Here is a 12,290-nt window from a genome sequence, read left to right as displayed (position 1 = left end):
TTGGCACCTCGATGTCGACTCATCGCATCCTGGGGCTGAAGCCGGTCCCAAGGGTCGGGCTGTTCGCCCGTTAAAGCGGTACGAGAGTTGGGTTCAGAACGTCGTGAGACAGTTCGGTCCCTATCTGTTGTGGGCGGAGGTGATTTGAGAGGGTCTGTCTCTAGTACGAGAGGACTGAGATGGACGGACCTCTAGTGTGCCGGTTGTCGCGCCAGCGGCAGTGCCGGGTAGCTATGTCCGGTTTAGATAACCGCTGAAAGCATCTAAGCGGGAAGCTAGCCTCAAGATTAGATCACACGGAGGGTAACCTCCCTAAAGGCCACTTGTAGACTACGAGTTTGATAGGCTGGGTGTGGAAGGGCTGTGAGGCCTGAAGCTAACCAGTACTAATCGGCCGTGCGACTTAACAACATTTGTTCTTGATAGACATGGTCTTAGTGAATATGGGAGTTTGATTTAAAAAAGTAGTATATTTAAAAATTTTTAAATTAAAACCTACAATTCGCAGGCACTTTCTCGGTGACCTTACCGGAGGGGTACCACCCGTTCCCATTTCGAACACGGAAGTTAAGCCCTCCAGGGCCGATGATACTGCAGCCGTGAGGCTGTGGGAAAGTAGGTCGTTGCCGAGATTTAAATTGGAAAAGCCCAGGGATATAAATCTCTGGGCTTTTCTATTTAAAAGAGTCCACGCTTAGTTTAACACTCATTATAAGCACAGTGTGGGCGATGCATAGCATCATACATGGTATCAAAGGTGGGTATGGTATGAGGAATTTTTCCTCGGACAAGTTCATTCCTTACCGAACTAAGTGGGCTTACCAATGAAAATGTTCCTGAATTTGCTTGAAGAAATTGCTGTGCAAAGAATAGGAGATCCACCACTTTAGGATCCAAATAGTACAAAGGAGACAAATTTAATATTAAATGTCGAATTCCATGGTTTTGTAACCCTTCAAGCCACTGGATAAAATGTTTGGTATCACTTTCATCAAATCTTCCAAAACAATCAAGAATAGTTATTTCATTCTTTCTCCGTTGTTCACAATACATCGATTTATCCCAAAATGATTAATAATTGTTGATTGTTGACGGTATCCTAAAACTTTCGGTTAAAAGTAAAAAAAATAAATAGGAAAAATTTGCACTACGCACTTAATGAAAGAATGTGGGAATAGTTCGAAATTTGTTGTGACCATGGTTTTCGGGAAGAATTTGGGGCTACAGAGAAATATTATTATTAAATGAAGACCGTCTCGAAATGTTCCTAAGTTTCGGCTAGTAAAAGATGGCAGAAATTGGATTCCTGGATGGTTTTCTAATGAAGCAGTAGTGGTGCGGTTGGAGCTTTGAAAAATTGGAGTCAAACCGATGGAAATAAATTAAATGATTCCTAATAAATTCAGTGACTTATAAATTTTTAGCATAATGAAAAATTGAGTTTGCGAATTCCTTGAAAGTGATATTTTAAATGGATTTTTAAAAAAAATAGAGGAAAATTTCTGTGAAAACAACAAGGTCCAGGGCATTATTTCAACGAGCGAATTCATTTATTCCTGGTGGTGTTAATAGCCCCGTAAGAGCATTTCGCTCAGTCGGAGGAGATCCCTTATTCATTAAGCAAGCTAAAGGGATTTTGTTGGAGGACGTGGATGGCAATAAATTTTTGGACTATGTTTTGTCTTGGGGGCCTATGATTCTTGGGCATGCGAATTCCCGGGTATTAAAGGCTATCATCAGTGCGTCAAAACGCGGGACAAGTTATGGAGCCCCCTCCGAAGGAGAAGTGGAATTAGCCAAAATTATTGTCAAGATGGTTCCTTCAATTGAAAAAATCCGTCTCGTAAATTCAGGGACGGAAGCCGTTATGAGCGCAATTCGTTTAGCCAGGGCCTATACTAAACGCGATTCAATATTGAAATTCGAGGGCTGCTATCATGGACATGCCGACCATTTGCTTGTTAAAGCGGGATCAGGCGTGGCAACCCTCGGGATACCTGATAGCCCTGGAGTACCAGAATCGTTTGCCCGGCATACGCTAACTGCACCATATAACGATATTAAAACTGCCGAAAAAATAATCCATAAGCATGCCCAAAATTTGGCCGCAATTATTGTAGAGCCTATTGCAGGAAATATGGGGGTAATACCTCCAACGGATGAATTCCTACCATGGCTCCGAATGATCACTAAAAAATACGATATTCTTTTAATTTTCGATGAAGTCATTTCTGGTTTTAGAGTGGATCCTGGGGGAGCGCAAGCCCTTTATAAAGTCCGTCCTGACCTCACGATTTTAGGAAAGATTATCGGGGGAGGTTTACCCATTGGAGCATATGGAGGCACCAAGGACATTATGCAAATGATTGCCCCTGCTGGACCTGTGTACCAGGCCGGAACTCTCTCCGGAAATCCAGTGGCAGTGGCTGCTGGCCTAGAGACTCTTCGAATCCTTCAAACACCTGGAGTTTATAAAGAATTAGAAAAAAGATCCAAATTGTTGGCTGAAGGATTAGGAGCAGCAGCGAAGAAATCAGGTATTCCCTACTATCAAACTCGAGTTGGCTCCATGTTGGGTGGATTTTTTACCGAAGGACCTGTCACAGACTACGCCGAGGCCAAAAAGTCAGACACCGTACGATACGCAAAATTTTTTTATGGAATGCTCAATCATGGAATATATTTGGCTCCCTCTCAATTTGAAGCCATATTGCTCTCAACGGCTCACACCGATAGGAACATTCATCAGACGATTTCTGCGGCACGAGAGGTCTTTTCTACACTAAGATAATCTTCATATTTTTGCAAAGCCATAATTTGGTTTGGCATTTGGTTTCTTGATTGCCAAGTAATCCCCACATGGTTTACCTATCAGCCATTTTTGCTACGAATGGCGGAAGAATGTCTGTAATGCTCCCCCCGAAATCAAGCCACATGTAATTCTTGTTGCTGCCGATATTGATGAGGACTCCCGTACTGCAACGCTTGATGAGGTCGCTCTGCGTTGTACCATCCCATCCAGCCCTTGATCTTATGACGCTCCTCCTCAAATCCATCAAAACGATGTTGCCAGACGCACTCTTCTTTGGGACTCCTGAAAAACCGTTCAATGAGCCCATTCTGTTGCGGTGGGTATGGAGTAATAAACTCCTGAGTCAAGCGGGAGTCTCGACAGGCTTGTCGAAACCGCCGGATCTGGAAAATTAACCCCTTGTCACGGCGAAGGATCGGGGTGGAACCAACGGGGCGGAGGGTCCCAAAGCGCGCCAGACAAGCAGATTCGAGCGCACGCTACGCTTCCTAGGCCCCTTGGCGCAAGGCCAACTCATAGCCAATCAGCTCGGGATCATGACAATCCATTACGGCGGTCAAATGCCCCCAACCATCCCACAGGGGATATGCGTCACATCCATGGCCCGACGATGATTCCTCTGTGTCGTTCAACTTCGTCGATATTGAACACCCGGGCGTGGAGTGGCGGAATCTTGATATACCAACCTCCGCTTCAAGCGTAAAGTCCGATACACCGCTTTGGGATATGAATCTGGCCCTCTCGAAAGCGTAGAGCCCACAGGCGACGATACCTGTCGGATGCCTGCATGAGTGGCTCCAGCTGAGCGACTCATTTCTCCGAGAGCGTCGCCTGAGCCCGCTTCCCGTTGGTCAGCCGATGCAGCGCTGATTGGCGGCCCCGGAAAAGACGACAGGCGGTTCGTTCTGAGATGTCCGGCATCGCAGCTCTCACGGGTCGGACATCTCCTGCCCTAAAGGGTAGGGTTTCAAGGCCTCCCGTAATACGCCATTCTCGACCACTAACTCCCCGATCTTTTGTTTCGGGTTTTTGATCTGCTTTTCTTTCAGCACCTCTTCGTCCTTGGGACGACGACACGAGCCATTTTCCGCGGTACGAAGAAACTGGTCCTGCCAGTCTTCTATGTTCATGACTGTCAGGCCATGCGGCCGGCTGGCTTCCGCCACCGATGTTTCCCCTCTGAGGTTCAGCAAGACAAGGGCTGTTCGTCGTTTTGCTGTCCAGCGCTCAATTGATTCCTTCTGGCCCCTGTATTCCTCCTTTAAGATCTGGGTTATGTCTTAAAGATGGTCTCACTTTCAAGTGGAGCAGTATATGTTTTCCATCCATTGTCCTGTTTGGGAATGGTGAAAAATCCTGCCGACGTCGTTCTCGCTCTTGGCCGTGCTCACGTATTCAGCTATATCCTCCGTTTCCCAAACCCGCTATGGGCTTGCGAATGGGTCTTTTTGAGCACTCAGTTATTTTTCCACGTGGGGGGAGTTCTGTCACGTATTAAAATTTTTTTTCAGCAGTGGGTGGTTGCAAATTCTGTGAGCAATTACCAGGTATTCTTTTACCCTCACTGGCTGTCTATACCCATCTACTGGAAAAAATGGAACTTTGTGGAAAAGGTTGCATAATAGGCAAGGCATCGTATCGCGACCAATTTCAAAGAACTGCACAATAATGGTTTGTTCTAAGACACCGAAGGGCAACCCAACGGACTAAGGTTTGCTTTAGAAATTGAATCGTCGCCATAATAAGAGGTAAATTTAAATCCTCGCAGTCATAGGGGAAGTCGAAACAAGAAGGGAGCCAGCGAGAATATCGGACTTTCAACTCCTTATGTTTTTGGTGCAATTCATAATCCTGGTTCTTGAAACCCGACCAAAGTGATTTTTCTGGAAAAAGGAGGTATACAAATGAGTATGGCGACTTCAACCGAGCAGTTTCATCCGACTATCCAATCGTTTGTGTCCCGTCCACGAAAAATGCTGATTAATGGTCAATGGGTTAATGCACAATCGGGGAAAACATTTTCTACGTTTAATCCGGCAACGGGTGAAGTAATGGCGGAGGTTGCGGAAGGCGACAAGCCTGATATTGCTCTTGCCGTGAAAGCTGCTAGAAAGGCCTTTGAACAAGGCCCATGGCGAAAAATGACGCCTTCTGACCGCGGCAAACTCCTGTGGCGGTTAGCGGACCTTCTGGAGTCGAATCTGGAAGAATTTGCTCAGTTAGAGTCTCTGGATAACGGAAAGCCGTTAACCATTGCGCGGGCAGCAGACGTTCCATTGGCTGTTGATTTGTTTAGATACATGGCGGGATGGTCAACAAAAATTGAGGGCAATTCCATACCTATTTCGGTTCCTTATATGCCTGGGTCTCAATTCCTGGCCTACACGCTTCGTGAGCCAGTTGGTGTTGTCGGGCAAATTATTCCCTGGAATTTTCCTCTCTTAATGGCGGCATGGAAACTTGGTCCGGCTTTGGCCGTGGGGTGTACTATAGTGATGAAACCGGCTGAACAAACTCCTTTGTCGGCATTGCGGTTGGGAGAGTTGTTCGTGGAGGCAGGATTTCCCGAAGGAGTGGTGAACATTGTTCCTGGATATGGAGAAACCGCAGGTGCGGCCTTAGCTGCGCATCCAGATGTGGATAAAATTGCATTTACTGGTTCGACCGAAGTTGGCAAACTTATCGTGAATGCTGCAACAGGGAATCTTAAAAAAGTCACTTTGGAACTTGGTGGCAAATCCCCAAGTGTCGTCTTGCCGGATGCTGATCTGGAAGCGGGAATACCCGGAGTAGCGAGTGCGATTTTCTTTAATCATGGGCAATGTTGCGCCGCGGGCTCAAGACTGTATGTGGAAAAGAGCATTTTTGACAAGGTCGTGGCAGGGGTTGCCGATCAAGCCAAACAGATTAAAATAGGACCGGGACTAGATCCTGCCACTCAAATGGGGCCATTAGTCTCTGATGAACAACAACACCGTGTCTTGGGATATTTGGAGTCGGGTTTTGCCGAAGGCGCTCAAGCAGTTGCGGGTGGAAAACGGTCTGGAGACAAAGGTTATTTTGTTGAACCGACCGTCTTGGTCAATACCAACTCCAACATGAAGGTTATTCAAGAAGAAATTTTTGGCCCTGTGGTGTGCGCTGAACCTTTCACAGAAGTCGAAGAAGTAATTGCCAAGGCCAATGATAATATCTATGGATTGGCGGCAGCGGTCTGGACAAAAGATTTAAGTAAGGGACATCGGATTGCGGCGCAATTACGGGCTGGAACGGTTTGGATTAATTGCCATAATATTTTTGATGCCTCACTCCCGTTTGGCGGGTACAAGCAATCCGGTTGGGGACGCGAAATGGGTCACGAGGCATTGGATCTCTATACTGAAGTTAAATCCGTCTGTGCCAAACTGGCCTAAAATGCGGCCATATAATCTGCTTGAACTTCGCGGAATTTTTCAGTGAAGCCTTTGGATTAAATATCGAAATTAGCAGGGAAGTAGAAGGCTGATTTAGGCAATGTCATTTATGAATAAACTATTCGAACTCAATTTTGATGAACATTTGAAAAACTTTTACAATCAATATAAACAACCAGCTGTGGTGGAAATAGAAAGATCTTAAAGGGGGCCTTTATTAGCTCTCTATTCATCGTCGCCATCTTCGTCTTCGGCGTCGATAGCGGCTTGGCGCATCTGCTCTTCCATGGCATTGTGGATGAGCATTCTGAGAAACATAGAAATAACTGATCCTTTTTCCAGTGTTCCACCTGGAGGAATGGCAATTTTTCCTTCTTCTACCATTTTATCCAGCCACTTCTTCTGATCTGGGGTTACATGTACGGGAATCTCGACGAGAGGAATCTTTCCAAAAATATCCATTATAGCCAATCTCCTTTTTACATAAACCTGATGTATTTTCGCTAATCCCTTACCGCGTTCGGTGAGATACAAAGCCGAGTGTTGATGAGTGAATGCGGTGCTTGAATCTCTTTCGATAAGACCACGTGCTCTTCGACTTTGTCAATGAAAGAATTGTGTATCGAGAGGATGAATGGGGTCTTGTAGGCCAGAATTAGTAAGTGTTCGATCGAATGGCTTGGAGGAATTAGAGAGGACAGGTCTCATGCAATGGTCGTAGAGGAGGTATAGCCTTAAAATTGGTGGTGATTGAAATTTTTGGTGGCTGTCATCTTTCAGGCAAACATGGCGGATGAATTCGGGAAGTTGTCTTAGGATAAGTCTAAGACGTCGGCCATGGAATAGAGGCCGGGAGGTTTATGGGCTACCCATTCAGCTGCCCGGAGCGCGCCCTGGGCAAAGGTATCGCGAGTATGGGCCCGGTGGGTTATTTCTATGCGTTCTCCTGGCCCACCCAACAAAATGGTGTGATCGCCAACGATATCTCCTGCGCGAATAGTTTGCATGCCAATTTCACGGGTCTTCCGTTCGCCGGTCATACCATGTCGTGTGTAGACGCCCACTTCTTGTATATCCCAATCCATACCTTCTGCCAGAGCCTCAGCCAGTTTTAGGGCAGTTCCGCTGGGGGCGTCCTTTTTCTTATTGTGATGGGCTTCGATTACTTCGATGTTGTACTGCTCACCTAGAGATCTGGCGATTTTCCCGACGGTGCTGAGGAGCACATTGATCCCTACACTCATATTTGGGGAAAACACACAGGGGATTTTGAGAGCGAATGTTTTAAGTTGGGCCAATTCTTGATCTGTGAACCCGGTAGTTCCAATGACCATGGCCTTGGTGGATTTGACGGCATGCTCGAGATTGGCCAGACAGGAGGAAGGAGCCGTAAAGTCGACTACCACATCACTTTGCGAGAGACAGGTTTGGAGATCGTCGGTGATCGGAATGTTCACTTGTCCGATTTGGGCGACTTCGCCAGCATCTTTTCCAATAGCAGGATGCCCTTTTACTTCGACCGCACCGGAAAGCTGTAATCCTGGGGTAGCCTGAGTTAATGCAACTAATCGCATGCCCATTCGACCGGCCGCGCCGGTAATGATTGTTCGAATCATGTGTTCTCTTTCCTCAGAGCACTCCGGCTTGTTGCAAGGCTTTTTGGAGTGCTGGTCGAAATTCCTGAGCAAGTGGGGTAAGCGGCAGTCGAATTTCTTCTGACATTTTTCCCATCATGGCCAGAGCTGCTTTCACGGGAATGGGATTAATCTCCAAAAATAATGCTCCAAATAAGGGAGAGAGTTTGTAGTGAAGGAGCCTTGCTGTTTCGTAGTCACCTTTTAGTGCGGCATTCACCATGGTTGCCATATCCGTCGGGGCGACGTTGGCGGTGACGGTGATCACACCTTTCCCGCCGATGGCAATCATAGGGAGTGTCAAGGGATCATCGCCTGAGAGCACAAGGAAGCCAGGTCGGGATTGTTGTATAATTTCGGATACCTGTTGGAGAGATCCACTGCCTTCCTTGATGCCAATAATATTCTGAATTTCCGACAGACGGCTCACTGTGGTCGGAGACATATTAATGCTGGTACGCCCTGGAATATTGTAAAGGATCTGGGGTAAGTCGACGGCTTTGGCGATGGCGGAAAAATGACGATAAAGCCCTTCCTGTGTGGGCTTATTGTAATAGGGCGTGATAAGCAAAGCCCCATCGGCGCCAACGGCCTTAGCATGTTTCGTAAAAGTAATGGCTTCATCGGTAGAGTTTGAACCTGTTCCGGCAATGACAGGAACCCGCTTATTCACCACTTCGACAGTGAATGAAACCACCCGTTCATGCTCTTCCGGGGTTAAGGTGGCTGATTCGCCTGTCGTCCCACAAGGTACAATGCCATGGGTCCCACAAGAAATTTGGGATTCGATGAGATCGGCCATGGCCTTTTCATCAAATTTTCCCTTCGAGAATGGGGTGACAATAGCGACTAACGAACCGCTGAACATAATTCTGACCTCAATCTTTTGGTGTAGGGAATTTTTGTGTTTATAACTACAAAATGGCGAACGCTTTGGCGGATCAACACAAGACTTTAAATCGAAAAATCATTTTGAGAAGGCTTCTGAAATAGTTTCGCCCCGAATGAGGTCCTCGTAGCTTTCTCGTTTTCGAATGACTGTGATGTCCTTCCCTTTCACGAGCACCTCGGGGACCCGTGGCCGGGAATTATAATTTGAAGCCATTGTGAATCCATACGCTCCGGCACTCATAACGGCCAGGAGATCTTCAGGTTGAGAATGGGGCATTTTTCGATCTTTTGCTAAAAAGTCCCCTGATTCGCAAATCGGTCCAACTACATCAACAGTGGTGACTACGGATGACTCTTTTTTTAAGACCGGCTGAATATCGTGGTGGGCATCATATAAGCTTGGTCGTAACAGATCATTCATTGCGGCATCGACAATCATAAAATGCTTGTCCGCGCTTGCCTTGTTATAGAGCACTTTTGTCACCAAAATGCCCGCATTCCCTACAATAGACCGGCCCGGTTCCATAATAATTTGGCATGAGACGGATTGTAGCAACGGAGAAATAGCTTCAGCCAGCTCCTTGGGATGAGGAGGCGTTTCGTCTGAGTAGGTAATGCCTAGTCCTCCGCCTATGTTGAGATACTGAATATGGACACCTTTGGCTTGCAGTGTTTGAATTAAGGCGATAGCTTTTTTTAAGGCATCAACAAATGGGGTGATTTGGGTTAATTGGGAACCAATGTGTGAGTGAACGCCTACCACTTCAATGTGGGGAAGGTTCCCTGCTGCGTCAAATTCTTCAAGTGCCCGATCCGCTCCAATTCCGAATTTGCTTTTTTTTAATCCGGTAGAAATGTACGGATGGGTGTGGGGATCAATGTCCGGATTGATGCGCAATGCCACTTTGGCCCGAAGGCCCATGGAGCCAGCGACCTCATTGATCTGCTGAAGTTCACCGGGAGATTCAACATTAAACATCAGAATATCGGATTCCAATGCATATTGAATTTCTTCTTTGGATTTGCCGACTCCGGCGAAGACGATTTTGTTGGGTGCCATTCCGGCCTTCAAGGCGCGGAAGAGTTCTCCACCAGACACGATGTCTGCGCCACACCCTTCCTTGGCGAGGAGACGCAAGACGGTCAGGTTCGAATTCGCTTTCATGGCAAAGGCCACGATATGTGGAATGGCCTTGAAGGCTTGATCAAAAGCCTGAAAATGTCGAATCAATGTCCGGTGGCTATAAATGTAGCAGGGAGTCCCCACCTGTGCGGTAATTTGGCGAATGGGGACCTCCTCACAGAATAATTCGTCCCCCTGGTAGTGAAAATCATGCATGCTGGATATCCTCATCAAACAGGTCCAAATTTTCAAGAGCGATTTCGGAAACAATGGATTGAAAGGCTTCTTTTAAGTTTCGATAGCGTAATTTTGTGTGGGGAGTGATGGCTCGGAGAATTTCCCCATCAAATAAGGTGTAAATAGCTTTCGGGGTCGCATGTTTTATATGCTCAAAGTTGACCACGATATCCATTTTGGCCTCACGTCCTGCTTGTGTAATCCTTTTCAAGAGTTCTTTGGCATTCAGGTGGTCTAATGTTCCCTCCAGATCAATAAACAGGGCCGCAAAGGCATCGTGACGACGAGCTCTCATTTTCAAGCAGAGCTCCTGGGTTTTGGAATCAGGAGATGGTTGAGGGTGAAGAGCGTTAGGAACGAGTTGCTGCGTTTCACGGGTCGGGAGTTTGGTTTGCAGATTTTTTAAGACTTTAGCCAGGGGGGATAAAGCGCCTTTGGGTGTGGTGCGGTATATTAATTTTCGAAATTCCCAATTCATTTCCAGGCGTGGAATCAGTCGTTCGCTCTTATGCCCCATGCGATTCCAGATGCAGGGCCAGGAATAAAACTGGCGGTTGGCCCAGAAAAACCCTTCCTGTAATTGCTCGGCTGACATGCGTTTGGGTGTGTATACCACATGCTTCCCGTCATACTTCGACCAGTCCTGATCAATGATCCGTCCCTCCAGCTTAAAGCGTTCGTATAAAGCCGTCCCTGGAAGTGGGGTCAACACATTAAAGTAGGCCAATTCAACTTTGTTGCGCGTCAAAAAGTCTACGGCAGTCTCGAATACCGATTCGTCGTCATTATCAAATCCAAAAACAAGCCCAGGGTTCACCATGATACCATGGTCATGAAACATTTTAATTTGGTTTTCAAATTTCCGCACCTGGTTAAATCCTTTGTTGGTTTCATCGAGCGAATCATCCGACAAGGATTCCATCCCGACAAAAACCGATACGCAACCGCTATCGGCAGCCAATCGTACCATTTCAGGATCATCCCCAAGAAAGAGGGTGGACTGGCAGCCCCATTTAATGTTGAGAGATTTCAGGGCCTGCCATAACTCACGGCAGTAGGCGCGATGACTGTTATGCAGGTCATCTACAAAAGCAACAATCGAACCTTCTTCCAGCCCCACCCAAATTTTCAGGGAGGTTGTTAAGGCGTGGAAAAGTGACCCACGGGTCATTCGTTCAATAATGTCCGAGCGCAGCCACTCTTTGGCTCGTTTCAGCTCCTCAATGACTTCGGGAACGGGTCGGCGTCGAGTGGTTTTGCCATTAAATGGCGAAACGCTGCAAAACTCACAATCAAAATGACAACCTCGCGTCGTGAAAGTGCAAAGCCTGGTCATATAAGAATCCGGGCTGAGTAATTCAATGCGTGGGGGTTTGTAATGACTTAAGGTTGGAAATTGGTCCATGCGATAGATTCGTTTCAAGGACCCGGCCTCGATGTCGTTGATGACTTGAGGCCAAAGGTCTTCGGCTTCCCCGCAGACAATGGCATCGCAATGGCGCAGAGCTTCATCAGGGCAATAGGTGGGATGCACTCCTCCAAGAATGACCGGTTTCCGCCGTCGACGAAATTCATCTGCAATTTCATAGGCTCTGGGGGCATAACAGGTCATAATGGATATTCCAACCACATCACAGGGAGTCTCAAAATCGATATCCCTAACGGCTTCGTCCAGGATTTCAACATCCCATGTTGTTGGAGTATAAGCGGCAATCGCTGGCAGGCTGAGCTTCGGAAACCAGATCGACCGGCGCTCGCTTGCCGTCATGCGGTAGGGATTATTTCGCGGATAAGGATCAAGCAATAGAAGTTTGGGACGAATTTCACCGTGAGTGAGAGAAGTATCCATTCTTTTATCCTCCACAAACAGTTGGAGAGACTGCGGAGGACCTCATTGTACCTCGTGAGGTTCTCCCTGGACAAATCCCTGTGTATTATCGGGTATCGATAGGATACACGGTGGGTAATTCCACTGCCTCTTCCAGTGGTACATTCAGGGGGTCCTGGTCAAAGGCTCCCTCTTTTTTGGCCTGATCTTGCTGTTGCTTGAGTCTCTTGGCTTCAATGCCAACTTTTTCTGGGGGGATGGGAGGGCCCACTGCTCCGCAACCTGAGGAGAAGTGGATCGCCAGAATGCAAAAAATGAGGAAATACCTGTTAGCCATATTTAGGATTTGCCT

Annotated in this window: 11 protein-coding genes and 2 rRNA genes; 4 read left to right on the top strand and 9 right to left on the bottom strand. The window is 47.1% G+C overall.

The annotated features are described in order from the left end of the window. Together H6750_09160 and rrf are read left to right on the top strand one after the other, a co-directional pair. A 23S ribosomal RNA gene (locus H6750_09160) occupies positions 1–411 on the top strand; the annotation flags it as partial. Between the two features lie 104 nt (positions 412–515). After that, positions 516–632: ribosomal RNA gene (rrf, locus tag H6750_09155) — 5S ribosomal RNA — on the top strand. Positions 633–699: 67 nt separating this feature from the next. On the opposite strand, the gene H6750_09150 is transcribed toward rrf, so the two are convergent. Further along, positions 700–1,053, bottom strand: coding sequence for an STAS domain-containing protein (locus H6750_09150; GenBank protein MCB9774476.1), 354 nt, complete (start codon positions 1,051–1,053; stop codon positions 700–702). A gap of 451 nt (positions 1,054–1,504) precedes the next feature. Here H6750_09150 and hemL point away from each other — a divergent pair, with 451 nt between their 5' ends. Continuing rightward, on the top strand, positions 1,505–2,791 hold the full coding sequence (gene hemL / locus H6750_09145) for a glutamate-1-semialdehyde 2,1-aminomutase (GenBank protein MCB9774475.1): 1,287 nt from the start codon (positions 1,505–1,507) through the stop codon (positions 2,789–2,791). A 134-nt stretch (positions 2,792–2,925) separates the two neighbouring features. Here the strand turns inward: hemL and H6750_09140 are convergent, their stop codons facing one another. Both H6750_09140 and H6750_09135 read right to left on the bottom strand, forming a co-directional pair. Beyond that, positions 2,926–3,159, bottom strand: coding sequence for a transposase (locus H6750_09140; GenBank protein MCB9774474.1), 234 nt, complete (start codon positions 3,157–3,159; stop codon positions 2,926–2,928). A gap of 582 nt (positions 3,160–3,741) precedes the next feature. Continuing rightward, positions 3,742–3,978 (bottom strand): hypothetical protein, encoded by a 237-nt coding sequence (locus H6750_09135; GenBank protein ID MCB9774473.1) that lies wholly within the window; start codon positions 3,976–3,978, stop codon positions 3,742–3,744. Between the two features lie 744 nt (positions 3,979–4,722). Between H6750_09135 and H6750_09130 the strand changes: the two genes are divergently transcribed. Beyond that, on the top strand, positions 4,723–6,225 hold the full coding sequence (locus H6750_09130) for an aldehyde dehydrogenase family protein (GenBank protein MCB9774472.1): 1,503 nt from the start codon (positions 4,723–4,725) through the stop codon (positions 6,223–6,225). A 225-nt stretch (positions 6,226–6,450) separates the two neighbouring features. Here the strand turns inward: H6750_09130 and H6750_09125 are convergent, their stop codons facing one another. The 6 genes from H6750_09125 to H6750_09100 all read right to left on the bottom strand — a co-directional run bounded on the left by H6750_09125 (position 6,451) and on the right by H6750_09100 (position 12,275). Continuing rightward, positions 6,451–6,687 (bottom strand): hypothetical protein, encoded by a 237-nt coding sequence (locus H6750_09125; GenBank protein ID MCB9774471.1) that lies wholly within the window; start codon positions 6,685–6,687, stop codon positions 6,451–6,453. Positions 6,688–7,037: 350 nt separating this feature from the next. Continuing rightward, positions 7,038–7,841: a 4-hydroxy-tetrahydrodipicolinate reductase gene (locus H6750_09120; GenBank protein ID MCB9774470.1), complete on the bottom strand. Its 804-nt coding sequence runs from the start codon at positions 7,839–7,841 to the stop codon at positions 7,038–7,040. Positions 7,842–7,854: 13 nt separating this feature from the next. Beyond that, the gene (locus H6750_09115; GenBank protein ID MCB9774469.1) at positions 7,855–8,727 is read right to left on the bottom strand and encodes a 4-hydroxy-tetrahydrodipicolinate synthase; all 873 of its coding nucleotides are present in this window, start codon (positions 8,725–8,727) and stop codon (positions 7,855–7,857) included. A gap of 99 nt (positions 8,728–8,826) precedes the next feature. Then, complete coding sequence (lysA, locus tag H6750_09110) at positions 8,827–10,089, bottom strand: diaminopimelate decarboxylase (protein MCB9774468.1); 1,263 nt, start codon at positions 10,087–10,089, stop codon at positions 8,827–8,829. Further along, positions 10,082–11,959 carry a B12-binding domain-containing radical SAM protein gene (locus H6750_09105; GenBank protein ID MCB9774467.1) on the bottom strand — a complete coding sequence of 626 codons (1,878 nt, stop codon included), beginning with the start codon at positions 11,957–11,959 and terminating at the stop codon, positions 10,082–10,084. The genes lysA and H6750_09105 overlap by 8 nt, the downstream gene beginning before the upstream one ends. A gap of 85 nt (positions 11,960–12,044) precedes the next feature. Continuing rightward, positions 12,045–12,275 (bottom strand): hypothetical protein, encoded by a 231-nt coding sequence (locus tag H6750_09100; GenBank protein MCB9774466.1) that lies wholly within the window; start codon positions 12,273–12,275, stop codon positions 12,045–12,047. Positions 12,276–12,290: the final 15 nt, after the last annotated feature.

Source organism: Nitrospiraceae bacterium (assembly GCA_020632595.1).
GTDB lineage: Bacteria > Nitrospirota > Nitrospiria > Nitrospirales > UBA8639 > Nitrospira_E.
This window is presented reverse-complemented; position numbering and strand designations above follow the sequence as displayed.

What these genes read in the sequence shown, in the direction of transcription:
- H6750_09150 (MCB9774476.1), bottom strand. Translation starts at nt 1,053, where the DNA reads ATGTATTGTGAACAACGGAGAAAGAATGAAATAACTATTCTTGATTGT.
- H6750_09130 (MCB9774472.1), top strand. Translation starts at nt 4,723, where the DNA reads ATGGCGACTTCAACCGAGCAGTTTCATCCGACTATCCAATCGTTTGTG.
- H6750_09125 (MCB9774471.1), bottom strand. Translation starts at nt 6,687, where the DNA reads ATGGATATTTTTGGAAAGATTCCTCTCGTCGAGATTCCCGTACATGTA.
- H6750_09120 (MCB9774470.1), bottom strand. Translation starts at nt 7,841, where the DNA reads ATGATTCGAACAATCATTACCGGCGCGGCCGGTCGAATGGGCATGCGA.
- H6750_09115 (MCB9774469.1), bottom strand. Translation starts at nt 8,727, where the DNA reads ATGTTCAGCGGTTCGTTAGTCGCTATTGTCACCCCATTCTCGAAGGGA.
- lysA (MCB9774468.1), bottom strand. Translation starts at nt 10,089, where the DNA reads ATGCATGATTTTCACTACCAGGGGGACGAATTATTCTGTGAGGAGGTC.
- H6750_09105 (MCB9774467.1), bottom strand. Translation starts at nt 11,959, where the DNA reads ATGGATACTTCTCTCACTCACGGTGAAATTCGTCCCAAACTTCTATTG.
- H6750_09100 (MCB9774466.1), bottom strand. Translation starts at nt 12,275, where the DNA reads ATGGCTAACAGGTATTTCCTCATTTTTTGCATTCTGGCGATCCACTTC.